The organism is Arthrobacter agilis (assembly GCF_002953615.1).
Classification (GTDB): Bacteria; Actinomycetota; Actinomycetes; order Actinomycetales; family Micrococcaceae; genus Arthrobacter_D; species Arthrobacter_D agilis_B.
On sequence record NZ_CP024915.1, the window covers coordinates 754,082 to 769,400 of the forward strand.

14 protein-coding genes are annotated in these 15,319 nt (G+C 70.9%); 10 read left to right on the forward strand and 4 right to left on the reverse strand.

Annotated features, from left to right (window positions below; genetic code table 11):
- Positions 1-31 precede the first annotated feature (31 nt).
- Both CVO76_RS03650 and CVO76_RS03655 read right to left on the reverse strand, forming a co-directional pair.
- A complete protein-coding gene (locus CVO76_RS03650) occupies positions 32-589 on the reverse strand; it encodes an AMIN-like domain-containing (lipo)protein (RefSeq protein WP_208740707.1) in 558 nt (185 codons plus the stop codon).
- A 178-nt stretch (positions 590-767) separates the two neighbouring features.
- Entirely contained in the window at positions 768-2,489 is a 1,722-nt protein-coding gene (locus CVO76_RS03655; RefSeq protein WP_208740708.1) for a DUF885 domain-containing protein, read from the reverse strand.
- 245 nt (positions 2,490-2,734) lie between these two features.
- Here CVO76_RS03655 and paaI point away from each other — a divergent pair, with 245 nt between their 5' ends.
- A complete protein-coding gene (gene paaI, locus CVO76_RS03660; protein ID WP_208740709.1) occupies positions 2,735-3,157 on the forward strand; it encodes a hydroxyphenylacetyl-CoA thioesterase PaaI in 423 nt (140 codons plus the stop codon).
- Between the two features lie 107 nt (positions 3,158-3,264).
- Entirely contained in the window at positions 3,265-4,446 is a 1,182-nt protein-coding gene (locus CVO76_RS03665; protein ID WP_208740710.1) for a serpin family protein, read from the forward strand.
- 18 nt (positions 4,447-4,464) lie between these two features.
- On the opposite strand, the gene CVO76_RS03670 is transcribed toward CVO76_RS03665, so the two are convergent.
- The gene (locus CVO76_RS03670) at positions 4,465-4,704 is read right to left on the reverse strand and encodes an acyl-CoA carboxylase subunit epsilon (RefSeq protein WP_208740711.1); all 240 of its coding nucleotides are present in this window, start codon (positions 4,702-4,704) and stop codon (positions 4,465-4,467) included.
- On the reverse strand, positions 4,701-6,284 hold the full coding sequence (locus CVO76_RS03675) for an acyl-CoA carboxylase subunit beta (protein WP_133082280.1): 1,584 nt from the start codon (positions 6,282-6,284) through the stop codon (positions 4,701-4,703). The genes CVO76_RS03670 and CVO76_RS03675 overlap by 4 nt, the downstream gene beginning before the upstream one ends.
- Before the next feature lie 238 nt (positions 6,285-6,522).
- Between CVO76_RS03675 and CVO76_RS03680 the strand changes: the two genes are divergently transcribed.
- The 8 genes from CVO76_RS03680 to CVO76_RS03715 form a co-directional block, all read left to right on the forward strand.
- Positions 6,523-7,401, forward strand: a complete 879-nt coding sequence (locus tag CVO76_RS03680; RefSeq protein WP_133082077.1) for an SDR family oxidoreductase — start codon at positions 6,523-6,525, stop codon at positions 7,399-7,401.
- A 49-nt stretch (positions 7,402-7,450) separates the two neighbouring features.
- Positions 7,451-8,332 (forward strand): biotin--[acetyl-CoA-carboxylase] ligase, encoded by an 882-nt coding sequence (locus CVO76_RS03685; protein ID WP_133082078.1) that lies wholly within the window; start codon positions 7,451-7,453, stop codon positions 8,330-8,332.
- A gap of 2 nt (positions 8,333-8,334) precedes the next feature.
- Positions 8,335-8,931 carry a PH domain-containing protein gene (locus CVO76_RS03690; RefSeq protein WP_208740712.1) on the forward strand — a complete coding sequence of 199 codons (597 nt, stop codon included), beginning with the start codon at positions 8,335-8,337 and terminating at the stop codon, positions 8,929-8,931.
- Positions 8,932-9,071: 140 nt separating this feature from the next.
- Positions 9,072-10,160 (forward strand): adenylate/guanylate cyclase domain-containing protein, encoded by a 1,089-nt coding sequence (locus CVO76_RS03695; RefSeq protein WP_133082281.1) that lies wholly within the window; start codon positions 9,072-9,074, stop codon positions 10,158-10,160.
- A 152-nt stretch (positions 10,161-10,312) separates the two neighbouring features.
- Positions 10,313-11,230 (forward strand): PP2C family protein-serine/threonine phosphatase, encoded by a 918-nt coding sequence (locus CVO76_RS03700; RefSeq protein ID WP_208740713.1) that lies wholly within the window; start codon positions 10,313-10,315, stop codon positions 11,228-11,230.
- A gap of 61 nt (positions 11,231-11,291) precedes the next feature.
- A complete protein-coding gene (locus CVO76_RS03705) occupies positions 11,292-12,464 on the forward strand; it encodes an SseB family protein (RefSeq protein WP_208740714.1) in 1,173 nt (390 codons plus the stop codon).
- Between the two features lie 118 nt (positions 12,465-12,582).
- Positions 12,583-13,863, forward strand: a complete 1,281-nt coding sequence (locus CVO76_RS03710; protein ID WP_208740715.1) for an ATP-binding protein — start codon at positions 12,583-12,585, stop codon at positions 13,861-13,863.
- A partial coding sequence (locus CVO76_RS03715; RefSeq protein WP_208740716.1) for a hypothetical protein occupies positions 13,860-15,319 on the forward strand: 1,460 nt, incomplete at its 3' end. The genes CVO76_RS03710 and CVO76_RS03715, both read left to right, overlap by 4 nt.

Here is a 15,319-nt window from a genome sequence, read left to right on the forward strand (position 1 = left end):
ACTGCAGCGGGACGGGACCGGCAGGAATCTGTCACCAGTAGTGGGCGACGTCGACCACCACCCTCGAGGCGGTGCCGGAACCGGGTATGACGAAGGCGCGGAAGGGAAGCCGTGCCCTGACCCCGAGTGCGAGCGTCGTCTGCCCCTCGAAGCTTCCAGCCCATGCGACCTGGCGGAAGGTGGAGTAGCCCGTCACGTTCACGAGCTCGCGGCCGTTGGCGAAGGTGTACGTAGCGACCCCGTTCCGATAGGCGGGAGCTTTCACGACCACGGAGAGGCGAGCCCCGCCGCGCACCGGGACGACGAACCCGGATCCGTCGCTACGGACTGCGTCGACGTATCGGACGGTGTAGCCGTTCACAGGCCCACTGACGTCGATCACGAGCCGATCGAAGCAGTCGTGCCGGCCGGAACGGACGTTGATGATGGGAGCGGAGGACAGGGTGCCGGCGGTCTCCGCCGTCGAACCCCAGGTGATGCCGCAGTATGCGGCGGATGCCGGCGGTCCCCCTGCGAGGCCGAGGCCTGCAGCGAGGGCGAGTGCGGCGAGTGTGGCGGAGAATCTCCCCGTCAGGCGCGATCTGTTCATAGCGCACCACCTTGTAGAGCTGGATAGGTGCACCCATAGTGCGCCTGCCCTCAGGGAAAAGCGCCGCCGTCGCGCTGAACGCCGCCCAATCGTTAGGGGTACACCGAATCGTTAGCCGGAGCCGCCGGACGGCTGTGCCCGGCGGGCGGAGGTGATCCCGCCCGCCGGTCACGGGGAACTACGAGGCGGACACCAGTGCCCGGCGCAGCGTGTCGAGTCCCACGGAGCCGAGGTTCAGGGCGCGGGTATGGAAGGCCCGCAGATCGAAGGCGTCGCCCTCGCTCGTGCGCACCTCGTCACGGATCTGCTCCCACAGGCGCTGGCCGATCTTGTACGACGGCGCCTGTCCCGGCCAGCCGAGGTAGCGCGTGTACTCGAAGTTCAGCTGGCCCTCGCTGATGGCGATGTTCTTCTTCAGGAAGTCGTAGCCCTTGTCCGGCGTCCAGGTCCCCTCGCCCCAGCGTTCCGGGATCTCCAGCTCGAGGTGCACGCCGATGTCGAAGACGACGCGGGCGGCGCGCATACGCTGCGCGTCGAGCATCCCGAGGCGGTCTCCCGGGTCGGCGAGGAAACCCAGTTCCTGCATGAGCCGCTCGGAGTAGAGCGCCCAGCCCTCGCCCTGCCCCGACACCCAGATGGCATTGCGGCGCCAGGGGTTCAGGAGTGCACGCTGGTAGGTCGCCGTGGCGACCTGCAGGTGGTGGCCCGGGATGCCCTCGTGGTAGACGGTGGTGGTCTCCTTCCATGTGGTGAAGGAGTCCTCACCCTCCGGCACGGACCACCACATGCGGCCCGGGCGGGAGAAGTCGTCGCTGGGGCCCGTGTAGTAGATGCCGCCCTCGTTGGTCGGGGCGATCCTGCACTCGAGCCGGCGCATCACGTCCGGGACGTCGAAGTGCACGCCGGCCAGCGCGTCGACGGCCCTGTCCGAGAGATCCTGCATCCATGCCTGGAGCGCGTCGGTACCGTGCAGCTGGCGGGCGGGATCCTCGTCGAGGATCCGCATGGCCTCCTCGATCGACGCGCCCTCGCGGATCTCGTTCGCCACGGCCTCCTGTTCGGCGATGACGCGATCGAGCTCCTCGACGCCCCACTGGTACGTCTCCTCGAGGTCGACGGCGGAACCGAGGAACACGCGCGACATCAGGGCGTAGCGCTCGCGCCCGACGGCGTCCTTCTCCGGTGCGGTGGGCAGGAGGTCGTCCTGCAGGAACGATGCGAGGGAGCGGTAGGCGCCACGGGCGGCTTCCGCTCCGGCGCGGAGCTGCTCGCGCACCGGCGCCGGCAGCTCGCCGTCGTCCCCGCGCTCCGTGGTGCCGAGCGAGTCGAAGAATCCGCCGTCCTCCGCGTACTTGGCGGACTGCTCGATGACGATTTCCACCTGGCGCCGGGCAGCGACGTGACCGCGCTCGCGGCCCGCGCGCAGGGACGAGATGTACCCCTCGATCGCGCCGGGGACGTTGGCCATGCGGCCGGCGATGTTGCCCCAGTCCTCCGCGGTGGCCGTGGGCATGAGGTCGAAGATCGCCCGGATGTCCTGGGCCGGGCACGCGATGTTGTTCAGTTCGGCGAAGCTGTAGCCCGCCTCGTGGATCTCGAGGTCCAGCCCGAGCCGTTCGCGCATCGCGTCGAGGGTGACGGCGTCGACGTCGTCGGCGGGCTGAAGGCCCTCGAGCAGTCGCAGGGTGTTGCGGGCGGCCTCGGCGAGGGCTTCGATGCCGGCCGGCGAGTAGTCCTGGTATTCGGTCTCGTGGCCGGCGATGCCCAGTTCGGTGGCGAAGTTGGGTATGAGCTCGAGGAGGGTCTCGTAGTACGAGGTGGCGACGGCGTCGATGGCCGTGGACCGCCGTGCTGGCTGCTCGCTGGAGGAGGGGACGGGAGCTGGGGTGTTCTGGGTCACGTCCAGAGCCTAGCGCCAGCCGGTTGCCGAAGGCCACCGAGTGCCGGGTGCGCGGCGACGTCGACCGGATGATCGCCGAGGGACTCGCGACGTAGGGTGCAGGAATGACCACAGCAAATGCACGTCCTGACGCACCCGATCGGCGCTGCAGCGAACGGGGACCTCGTCGGGCGGACAGCGGGCAGGCCGGCCTCCTGCCCGTCCGGGAACCGAACACCTCCACCACCTTCCGAAGGGACCCGTCGATGCCGCACACCCACCCCATCCTCGAGCAGGACAGAGCCTCGCAGTGGCTCGGTATCGACGTCGACCGGGCCCTGTTCGGTGACGCGCAGATCTCCATGACCGTCCGGGAGGAGATGGTGAACGGCTTCGGCATGGCCCATGGCGGCATCATCTTCGCCTTCGCCGACACGTGCTTCGCCCTCGCCTGCAACGATCCGGAGGCCGATCGCGACGCCGGTCCCGCGACCATCACGGTGGCCTCCGGCGCCGACATCAACTTCGTGGCACCCGCCTTCGAGGGCCAGACCCTGACGGCCGTCGGCAGGGAGGTGAGCCGGAGTGGCCGCAGCGGGATCTACGACATCCGTGTCACTGCCGGCCACACCCTGATCGCCGAATTCCGGGGCCGCAGCCGAACCATCCCGAAGCACGCGCGCGACTGAACCAGGGAGTGCCGTCGTCGGGCCGACGTGACCGGATGGTTCGCCGATGCCCATGGCCCTCGGCAGGAAGTGCACCTACCGTGGGGACATCACACGAGGGGGAGCGGATGGACCATCAGCGCGAGCAGCAGCCGGCACCCGTCGATCGGGTCGCCATCGACGGGGGCCGCTTCCCCGAGGCGGAGGACGCCCTCCTGCGGTCCTCCTTCGGCCTCGGTGCCGCGATGACCGCCGATGCCGCTGTCGACCAGGTCACCAGCCCGCTCGGTGCGCTCCACGCCCTGTCCCTGCTGCGGGCCGGAGCCGGGAGCACGACGGCCGCGGAGATGGATGCCGTGCTCGGGCTGCCGGCCGAGCACCACGAGGCGATGAACGCCCTCCTGGCGCGCATGGAGAGCTTCGACGGTGATCCGGGGAGCGTCGACGAGGAGGATCCCCCCGAGAAGCCCCTGGTGCACCTCGCGAGTGCGGTGTTCGTTCCCGCGGCCGGAACCACCGGCGAGCGCTTCCTCGACACGCTCGCGCGGCACTACGGGGCAGGCGTCCATGAAGTCGATTTCGGAGACCCGTCGACGGCGGCACGCATCGACGAGTGGGTGTCGAGGGAGACGGGCGGACGGGTCGGGAAGGCCCCGCTCGAGGTCGGTGCGGGCACGACGCTGTCCCTGCTCACCACCGTCTACTTCGCGGCGGCCTGGGACGAGCCCTTCGATCCGTCCGGGACCTTCGACCAGGACTTCCTGCTGGCCGATGGCAGCACAGTGGGGGTCCCGATGATGCACGGGACGCGGACGGTGCGGTACGTCGCGGTGGATGGCTGGTCCGGGCTCGACCTGCGCTATGGCCAAGGCTTCTTCCTGCGGCTCCTGCTGCCCGCGGACGGATCACCGGCGCGATGGACCGGGCAGGAGTTCCTCGACATGGCGGAGCTGCTCGATGCAGCCGAGGTCGTCCGGGTGGACGTGGCACTGCCGAGGTGGGACCACGGGTTCGAGCTGGACCTCCGGGAGTCGCTGGCCGCTGTCGGGCTCTCCGAGTCCTTCGGGCCCGACGCCGATTTCCATGCCATCCAGCCGGGCTCCGTCGTCGCGGGCGCTGCGCAGGTGGCCACCATCACGGTGGCGGAGAAGGGGACGGTCGCCGCGGCGGTGACGCAGTTCGCGATGGCGACGAGCGCTCCGATGCCGCCCGAGGCGAGGATCTCCTTCGACCGGCCCTTCGGTTACCAGATCGTCCACGAGGAGACGGGACTGCCGCTGTTCCTGGGGACGGTCTCCGACCCGCGCTAGGGCCAGGTCCCGGCAGCGTCAGCGCACGCTCCGCCGCCACGATCCGGGACCCGGCGTCGGGCCCAGCCGCAGCATGGCCCGGCGGACCCACGAGCGACCGTGGTCCGGCGCGCCGTCCGCGTCACCGGCGCCCTGCAGGGCGACGACGACGGCGGTGAGCGCGGCGAGCTCCTCCTCGGTCGGCCGGCCGGACACCACGGACAGGAGTGCGGGGCTCTCCCCGGTGGCGCCGTCGGGTGTGCCGTCGCGGGCCGTCACAGCGGGATGTTCCCATGCTTCTTGGCGGGGTTGGCCGCCCGCTTGTCGCGCAGCGCGCGGAGCCCCCGGACGATCTGCAGCCGTGTCTCGGACGGCGCGATCACAGCGTCGACGTAGCCGAGCTCGGCCGCCTGGTACGGGTTCAGCAGCTCCTCCTCGTACTGCTGCACGACGTCGGCGCGGGCGGCCTCGACGTCCCCGCCGGCATCGGCCACTGCCTTGAGGTGGCCGCGGTAGAGGATGTTGACGGCCCCCTGCGCTCCCATGACGCCGATCTGCGCCGTGGGCCAGGCCAGGTTGAGGTCCGCGCCGAGCTTCTTGGAGCCCATGACGATGTACGCGCCGCCGTACGCCTTGCGCGTGATGACCGTCAGCTTCGGCACGGTGGCCTCGGCGTAGGCGTAGAGCAGCTTGGCCCCCCGCCGGATGATGCCCTGGAACTCCTGGTCCTTGCCGGGCAGGAAACCGGGCACGTCCACGAGGGTCAGGATCGGGATGTTGAAGGCGTCGCAGTGCCGCACGAAGCGGGCAGCCTTCTCCGAGGCGTTGATGTCGAGGGTGCCGGCGAACTGCAGGGGCTGGTTGGCCACGATCCCGATGGTGTGCCCCTCGACGCGCGCATAGCCGGTGACGACGTTGGGTGCGTAGAGCGCCTGCATCTCGAGGAAGTGGCCGTCGTCCACGATGGCGGCGATGACCGCGTGCATGTCGTACGGTTGGTTCGCCGCGTCGGGGATGAGGTCGTCGAGAGCGAGGTCCTCGTCCGTGATGTCGGCCTCCTCCACGAACGCCGTCAGCGGGGCCTCCGCGAGGTTGTTCGAGGGCAGGAAGTCGAGCAGCTCACGGACGAAGCCGATCGCATCGGCCTCGTCCGTCGCGAGGTAGGCGGACGTGCCCGTCGTCGTGTTGTGCTGCCGCGCCCCGCCGAGGGTCTCCATGTCCACGTCCTCGCCCGTCACGGTCTTGATGACGTCGGGACCCGTGATGAACATGTGCGAGGTCTTGTCCACCATCACCACGAAGTCGGTCAGCGCGGGGGAGTAGGCGGCGCCACCGGCGCAGGGTCCCATGATGAGCGAGATCTGCGGGACCACGCCCGAGGCGTGGACGTTGTTGCGGAAGATGTCGGCGAACATGGCGAGCGATGCCACACCCTCCTGGATGCGGGCGCCGCCGCCGTCGTTGATGCCGACCACCGGGCAGCCGTTGCGCAGGGCGAACTCCTGCACCTTGACGATCTTCTCGCCGTTGACCTGGCTGAGCGAACCGCCGTAGACGGAGAAGTCCTGGCTGTAGATGGCGATCAGCCGGCCGTCCACGGTCGCGTAGCCGGAAACCACGCCGTCGCCCAGCGGCTTCTTCCTCTCCATGCCGAAGGCGGTGGACCGGTGGACCGCGAGGGCATCGAACTCGACGAACGAACCCTCGTCGACGAGGAGATCGATCCGTTCCCTGGCAGTGTTCTTGCCGCGCGCGTGCTGCTTGTCGATCGCCTCGGGACCGGAGGGCTGCTCGGAGAGCGCCTTGCGCCTCCTGAAGTCGGCGAGCTTCCCGGCCGTCGTGGTGAGGTCGGGTTGCAGGTCCTGGTGCATGGAATCTCCGGTCGGCGGGTGGCTGGGGGGCGGGCGCGGGCCTTGACTGGAGGATTCCGACAAAGCGCGGCGCTTTTCACCCAGTCTAGTGAGGATCCCGGGGCCCACCGTTGTAGGACGTCTACAGTTTCCGCTTCCATCACTTAGCCGCCGCACCGATGTTACTCACGAGTAACATCGGTGCGTCGCACGCCGTCGGGAAGGCCCCGCTGCTTACAGTGGGGCCATGACTGCACGCAATGAAGCTCAGGAATCCGCGGCGCCGACGGGTGCGGGTACGGCGTCGACCCTCGCCGGGCGCACTCTCCTCATGTCCGGCGGGAGCCGCGGCATCGGCCTCGCCATCGCACTGCGAGCCGCGCGCGACGGCGCCAGGGTGGCCATCCTGGCCAAGACGGGGGAGCCCCACCCGAAGCTCGAAGGCACCGTCCACACCGCTGCGGAGCAGATCGAGGCCGCGGGCGGATCCGCCCTTCCCCTCGTGGGCGACGTGCGGAACGACGACGACGTCCGGGCCGCGGTCGAGGCGACCGTGAGCACCTTCGGCGCGATCGACATCGTGGTGAACAACGCCTCGGCGATCGATCTGTCGAAGACACCGGACGTGGACATGAAGCGCTACGACCTCATGGCCGACATCAACGTCCGCGGCACCTTCATGCTGAGCAAGTTCGCCCTGGACGCCCTCCGGCAGTCCGGCAACCCGCACATCCTGACCCTCTCGCCACCGCTGAACCTCGAGCCACGATGGGCCGGCATGCACCTGGCCTACACCATGGCGAAGTACGGCATGAGCCTGACCACGCTCGGGCTCGCCGAGGAGCTCCGGGCCGACGGCATCGCCGTGAACTCGCTCTGGCCGGCGACCCTCATCGACACGGCGGCCATCCGCAACATGCCCGGCGGCAGCCGGATGGTGCGCGCAGCCCGGAGTTCCGCGATCGTCGCCGATGCCGCGCACGCCGTCCTGGTCAGGGACGCCCGCACCTGCACCGGCAACTTCTTCACCGACGAGGAAGTGCTGCGTGCAGAGGGCATCACGGACCTCACCCGGTACAGTCTGGGCGCTCCGGAGGACCAGCTCGTCCCCGACATCTTCCTCTGAGCCGCGGACCCCGAGGAGCGGAGGCGCCGGGTTGGATAAGATCGATGCCATGTCCTCCCGCTATTCCAATCTCGAGCGCCCGGGCCTGGACCTCGGCGCACTGAGGACAGCCCTGTGCATGCCGTCGGGGCCCTTCTCGAGGCTGGACATCGTGGCCCGGACGGGATCGACGAACACCGACCTGGTCGACGCCGCGCAGCGGGAAGCGGCAGGCTGGCCCGACCTCAGCGTCCTCGGCGCCGAGGTCCAGACCGCCGGCCGCGGGCGGCTCGATCGCGCCTGGGTGGCCCCGGAACGGTCCTCGCTGTTCGTCAGTGTCCTGCTGCGGCCGTTCAACCGCCAGGGGCGACCCGTTCCCACCGCGGCCTACTCCTGGTTCTCGCTCCTCGCGGCACTCGCGCTCGCGGAGAGCGTCGAGGACCGCACGGAGATCGCGCCGCAGCTCAAGTGGCCCAACGACGTCACGGTGGACGGACGGAAACTCGCCGGGGTCCTGGCCCAGTTCGTGCCGGGTGCGGGTGCGGAGCCGCCCGCCGTCGTCGTCGGCGTCGGGCTCAACGTAAGCCTCACGGACGAGGAACTCCCCGTGCCCACGGCCACGAGCCTGCTCCTCGAGTACGCCGGCACCACGGACCGGAACATCCTGCTCAAGTCCTTCCTGCGCACCTTCGCCGACTCCTACCGCGCCTTCTGCGACGTCGACGGCGATGCCGGGGTGGACTGGGACAACGGCCCGTCCCTGCTCACGCGCGTCGGCGCCCGCATGGCCACCCTCGGGCAGGACGTCCGGGCGGAGCTGCCGGGCGGGGTGGCGCTGAGCGGCCGCGCGCTCGCCCTCGACCCGCACGGCGCGCTGATCGTGCGCGACGAGGACGGCGAGCGGCACACCGTCTCGGCGGGCGACGTCGTGCACCTGCGTCCGCAGGAGTAGCCATGCGGATCAAGCTGCTGCCCGGGGAACGCGTCCTCGTGCGCACCCGGCCCAACCCCCTGCCGCTCGTGGGGCCGGTGATTGCAGGCTTCGTCCTGTTGGCGGCGGGCGGCTTCGGCCTGGGCTACCTGGGTCGGCGGGACCTGCCCGGCGGGCTCGCCGAGTGGCAGCCGGTGCTGCTGCTGGGAGCACTCGCCGTCGTGGCCCTCCTCCTGCTCCGCGTCGTGGTGCGGCCGCTGGTGCGGTGGTCCAGCAACCGCTACGTCCTCACGAGCATGCGCCTCATCCACCGGCGGGGAGCCACCCGGAGGACCGAACACCAGATCAACCTGTCCGCCATCTCCCAGCTGCAGACGGAGCAGGGTCTGCTGCAGCGGATGGTGGGCAGCGGGACCCTCATCGCGGACCTGGGGTTCGACCGCGCGCATGCCTACCGGCACGTTCCGCAGATTGCGACGTTCAAGGAGTACGCGGTGCAGGCGATCGGCGACCTACCGCTGACACGCATGTTCGACGGTGTGGACATGGAGATCGATCCGCAGTACGCCCGTGGCGGACTGCCCCGGACACAGCAGGAATGGAGAAGCGAGCAATCGTGACAGTCGAGGACCGCCACGAGCCCGGGCAGCCCGGCCGAACCGACGCCGGCCCGGTCGGGGAGACCGCGGTCGGCCGCGGACAGTCCGATGACGCCCCCGAGGCCTCCGCGTCCAAGGCCGTCTGGCAGCTGCAGCCGGACATGGCCACGGGAGGCGGTGCCGACGCGGCGCCGCCGGCCGGCCCGATCGAACTCGACCGCGAGACGATCCGGCGCCTCGAACGCGAACTCCTCGGGGCCGAGCGCACCCTCAAGCGCCGCGACATCGCCGCCGGCGCGGGGGTGTCCCTGCTGTCCGCGCGCAAGCTGTGGCGCGCCATGGGCTTCCCCAACATCGGGGACGACGACGTGGCCTTCACCGAGAAGGACCTCCTCGCGCTGACGACGATCATCGACATGGTGCGCCAGGAGCAGCTCACCGAGGACGCCGCCATCTCCATCACGCGCGCCGTGGGCCAGATGACCGACCGCATGGTGGTGTGGCAGATCGAGGCCATCGTCGAGGAGATGGTGGCCCAGCGCGGGTTCACGGACGCCGATGCACGGAAGACCCTCGTCTCCGAACTCCCGGACCTGATCGAACCGCTCGAGAAGACACTCGTCTACGCGTGGCGCCGCCAGATGAACGCCGCCGTGCAGCGGTTGGCCCTGCGCGCGGAGTCGGGGCTGGCGTCGAGCGAGGCAGGGCGCGACGGCGACGAGCAGGACGCGCCGCTGCCGCTGGCCCGAGCGGTGGGGTTCGCCGACCTCGTCTCGTACACGTCGCTGTCGCGGCGCATGAACGAGCGGACGCTCGCGCAGCTCGTGCAGCGGTTCGAGAACAAGTGTGCCGAGATCATCTCCGTGGGCGGCGGGCGCCTCGTGAAGACGATCGGCGACGAGGTCCTGTACATCGCCGAGTCGCCGGAGGCCGGAGCCGAGATCTCGCTGGCCCTCGCGAAGGCCTTCACGGAGGACGAGTTCCTTCCCTCGGCGCGGTGCTCCCTTGTCTGGGGCCGCGTCCTGTCCCGGCTCGGGGACATCTACGGGCCCACCGTCAACCTGGCCGCACGGCTCACGGCGCTCGCCGAGCCGGGAGAGGTGCTCGTCGATTCCGCCACGGCCGCGACCCTCGAGAACAACGAGAAGTTCGTCCTGGCTCCGCACGAGCCGCGGCAGGTGCGCGGCTTCGGCGAGGTCCGCCCGGTGACGCTGGCCCGGGGGACCGGTACGGGGATCATCCTGGACTGACGGCCGAACCGCAGCGACGCGGATCGGTGCCCGGGCCGACAAAGGGCAGAATGGGGACATGACAGACCAGCAAGCCCGCCTCCGCGCGGCCGCACGCTCCCTCCCGGTTCCTGCCCAGCCGGGCCGTGCAGGACGGGTGCCCGGAGGCCGCCATGCGTGAGTCGACGGCCAACGGGTCCCACGCGGTCGACCTGCGCGCCGGGGCCGGCAGCACGGAGGACCCTCCCGCCCAGCAGCACCAGGGCGTGGCACCGGGGCTGGGCATCCGGCTCACCTGCGGGTTCGGCACCGACCGGGGGCTCCGCCGTGAACTCAACGAGGACTCCTTCATCGCGCTCGAGCCCGTCTTCGCCGTCGCCGACGGCATGGGGGGACACGAGGCAGGCGAGGTGGCCAGCAGCATCTGTGTCCGGACCCTCGCGGACAGCAGCATCATCGGCACCAGGACCCCGCACTTCCAGGCGGGCGATCTCGAGGAGCTCATCCGACAGGCCGACGCGCGGATCCGCCGGGAGGCAGGCGGCCATGCCGGTACCACCCTGACCGGGGTGGTGCTGGTCGAGGAGTCGGGAGCCCCCTACTGGCTCTTCTTCAACGTGGGCGACTCCCGGACGTACCGACTGAGCAACGGCACCTTCGGCCAGATCTCGGTGGACCATTCCGAGGTGCAGGAGCTCGTGGAGATCGGGCAGATCACGGAGGAGCAGGCACGGACCCACCCCCGCCGGCACGTCGTCACCAGGGCGCTGGGCACGGGGGACGACGCCGAGGCGGACGTCTGGCTCCTGCCCGTCGAGCCGGGGGACCGCATCCTGCTCTGCTCGGACGGACTGAGCGGGGAAGTGGCGGACGACGGCATCTACGCCGTCCTCAGCGAGGTCGCGGACCCGCAGGAGGCCTGCGACGCGCTGATCGCCGCAGCGCTCCGCTCGGGCGCCCGGGACAACGTCACCGTCATCGTCGTGGACGTCACCGACCCGGGCGAGGAGCCTGCCGGGCCGGCACCTGCGTCCGCGGGCGGACTCTTCGCGGCCGACTCGGACCGACGCTCCCCGGGGGACCGCCCGTGAGGTATTCCACCGCCCGGACCGATCTCCGCTCCATCCCTGGATCGGAGCTGCTCCGGTGCGGGTGAGTGTCACCCGTGACGGCCTGGAGCTTCCCGACGGTGTTGTTCCGCAGCTCCGGGAGTTCGACGTCGAGGAGTACACGCCGCTGACGACGGTCCTGGAAGGATGCGGCCTCCCCCTCTCCTTCGTCGACGGCGCGGGACTCTGGACGGTCGTCGCCGGCCGGGCCGAGTCGGTCGTGGCGGTGGTCCGTCAGGTCCCGCGCGCGGACGGCAGGGGCTTCCTGCCGGAGGTCCTGTTCGCCCTCGACCGGTCGTGCGGGGAACTCGCGGCGGAGGACGGCGTCCTCCGGCTCGCCTTCCGGTCGACGCCGGGACCGCTCGCGGACGTCCTGGCGCCGGCCAGGGACGGACGGCTGTGGCGCCCGTCCGCGCGCGGCGGGGCGGTGGACAACACGCCGGTCGCCGACGCGGTCGCCCGGTTCTCCGAGCGACCGGGACAGCGGACGATGATCGAGGTCCTGAGGACCTGCCTGTCGGGCGAGCTGCTGATGGACGTCACGGGTTCGGATCCGTCCGCCCCCGCGGTGCGGAGCTTCGCGGGCTCGGACGGCGCCCGGGCGCTCGGCGTCTTCACCAGCCAGGCGGAGCTCTCCAGATTCCTCGAGGGCGGGCCGACCGCAGGCCCGCCGCAGTCCCTGGCGCTGCCCGGCGTGGTCGCACTGGAGACTGCGCTGATGGATCCGGCGGTCGAGCGGGTGTACGTGGATCCGGCCGGCCCGACGTGCGGGCTGGTCCGCGACGACCTGGCGTTCGCACTGCAGGGCCCACCCAATGCCCTGCTCCGCGACGTCGTGGTGCGACAGGGGTCGCAGCAGGAGCTGTTCACCGCCATGCTCGGCGAGAGCGTGCTGTTCCTGGCCGAGTCGGAACGGGACGGTCGGCGGGAACTCGTGACGGTCCCGGGCGAGGGCACCGGATCGACCGGCGTGCACCTCGCCGTGTTCACCTCCGCGGCGGAGGTCGCTGCATTCGACCCCGAGGTCTCGGCGCGGGCTTCCTCGACCGGCTGGGTGGCGGAGCTGGTCTTCGGGCGGCGGCTGGGCGGGATGGTGATCGACCCGGCCGGTCCTTCGGCGTCGATCGGCGCGTTCCAGCTGTGGCACATCCTGGCCAACCCGTCCCTGGACCGAGGGACGGAGCATTCCGGGCAGGAGCGACGGACCGGGGCATGATGGAATGTGTGCCGGGCAGGTGCGGCGGTGCCCGGCTCATCGACAAGCACAGGGGGAGAGTTGACCGACCAGAAGTCCTTCACCCGGACGCGCAGCAGCCGGCAGCACGGGAGCACCGATGACTGATCCGGTCATCGCCAGCCTCAGGAGGGCCCTCGAGGCCCACCCGGGTGACGTCGTCCTGCGGATCCACCTCGCGCAGACCCTGCTGGCCGGCGGCGACCCGGCCGCTGCCATCGCCGAGGCGAGCCTCGCCCTGCAGGCGGACCCGGCGAACGACCAGGCGCGGCTCCTCCTGGGTACCGCCGCAACAGCACTGAGCTCGCCGCCCGGCGCAGCCGAGCCCGATGACGCGCCGGGCGGCGGAGCGGCGCCGGGCGCTCCGGCCGGACCCGCCGCCTTCGACTGGGACAAGGCGGAACACGAGGTGGGGAGCGCCGTACCGCCTCCCTTCGTGGAGGCGAGCCCCGTCCCGGTCGGCCCGGCGGCGGACGACGGCGACGGCACCGCACCGGTCGAGGTACCGCGCGAGGCCGTGACACTGTCCGACGTCGGTGGGCTCGACGACGTGAAGCGTCGGCTCGAGGAGTCCTTCCTCGCGCCGATGCGCAACGCCGAGGTGGCCCGGGCGTTCGGCAAGTCCCTGCGCGGCGGCCTGCTGCTGTACGGTCCGCCGGGCTGCGGGAAGACCTTCCTGGCCCGTGCCGTCGCGGGTGAACTCGGTGCGACCTTCCTGTCCGTGTCGATGACCGATGTGATCGGGTCGTTCATGGGCGAGACGCAGAAGAACCTCAAGCGGGTCTTCGACGAAGCCCGGGCCCAGGCCCCCACAGTGCTCTTCATCGACGAGATCGACTCTCTCGGGATGCGGCGGGGCGCCCTCTCGGGCGGAGGAGCCGCCTGGCTGCGCCAGATGGTGAACGAGCTGCTGCTGCAGCTGGATTCCATGAGCGGAGACAACGACGGCCTGTACGTCCTGGCCGCGACGAACAACCCGTGGGACCTCGACGAGGCGCTCCTGCGCCCCGGCCGGCTGGACCGCTCGATCCTCGTGAGTCCGCCCGACCACGAGGCGCGGGCGTCGATCCTTCGCCATCACCTGAAGAACCGTCCGATCGCGGGCATCGACGTGCAGCACCTCGCCACCGTGACGGAGGGTTTCTCCGGAGCTGATCTCGAGCACGTGGCCGTCACGGCGGCGGAGAAGGCCATGATGCAGTCGATCGCGCAGGGGGCGATCAGCCCGATCACCATGGACCACCTCGGTGACGCGCTGCGGGAGATCAGGCCGAGCACCGTCGCATGGCTCGAATCGGCGCGCAACGTGGTGCGGTTCTCCAACGCGAACGGCCGCTACGACGACCTCGCGGCCCTGCTCGACGGCAAGAAGCGCCGGTGAGCGAGGTCGTCGACCTCGACGTCCTGTCCAACCGCTTCGAGATCCTCGCCGCCCAGCAGCGTGCCCGTGACGCGGTCGACCTGCTGGAAGGGCAGGCGGCGTACCACGGGGACGAGCCCCTCTACTGGGCGCTCCTCGGGCGGGCACTCGTGATGGACCAGCGGTTCGTTGACGCCGAACACGCCGGGCGCCGGGCCGTGGAGCTCGAGCCGAACGCCGCCGGGACGCAGATCATCCTGCTGCTCGCGCTCCTCGGTCAACGCCGGACCGACGAGGCCGTGGCACTCGCCTGGTACGTCGTCGAACAGCATGCCGAGGAGCCCGACGCCCACTACTGGCTCAGCCGGGCGCTCCTCGTGCGCCGGCGCGACCACCAGGACCTGGTGGTCGCCCATCAGGCCGCGCGCCATGCGCTGTCCCTGAACGCGGATGCGGCAGCGTTCACGCAGGCGGCGCAGACCGCGTCGCTGCTCGACGACGACGGCGAGGCCCGGGCTCTGCTGGCCGCCGGCCTCGCGCAGTTCCCCCAGGACCGCGAGCTCCTCCTGCTCAGCGGGCGGATCCGGGGCGGGGAGAGGGTGGTGGGGCCGCGCGAGGAGCTCGTCGGCGGGATCCTGAGGATGAGCCCCCTGGACACCTCCGCGGAGGCGGATCTCGCCTCGAGCCCGCTGCGCTGGGTGCGCGGCCGCCTCTTCCTCCTCTGGTACCACGTCCTGGCGTTCGCCCTCCTGGCGGTCGTCCTGCTGCCGGTGCCCGTGCTGGTCGCCGTCACCCTGACGGCCGCCGGAGTCCATGCCGCGCTGGTCGTTCGGAGCTACAGGAAGCTGGACGCGGTCCTCCCCGGGGGGTACCTGCGGGAGCAGCTGGCGGATCCGGGGCGCGGCAGGAACAGCGTCGCGGCCGGCGCGGTGGCCGCCGTCCTGGTCCTCGTCGGCACCGTCCTCGCCGCCCTCCACCCGGATCCCGGTCCCGGTGTCGGCGACGGGAGCCTCGTCCTGGCCGCCGTCGTCCTGGCCGCTGGACTGCTGGCGGTGGAGCGGGCCCTGGCGCGCCTCTCCGTGACAGGCCGGTCCGAGGACCGCCGGCGGCAGGACTACCACCTCATCCGCTTCGGGGACAACGCATCCTCCTACCGACGCTACTGGCTGGCCGCGCTCGCCGGGATCGTCCCGGTGATGGTCACGGCCAACACCGGGGGAGACGCGACGGCCGGAGCCGGGATGCTCGCCGTCGGGATCCTGTGGACCGTCAAGACCCTCGACCTGCTGGTCCATTCGCGGGCCGTGGCCGGAGGCGAGAACCCATGGGTGACGGGCGCCGCGCTCAGCCGGGCCGGGAAGGGCCGGCAGGCCGTGCGGGGCCGGCTCCTCGGCGCCCGGTTCCTGCTGATCATGCTCTTCGTGTGCTTCTTCACCTGCTCTCTCGGATTCGGCATCTTCATCGGCGGGTTCATCGA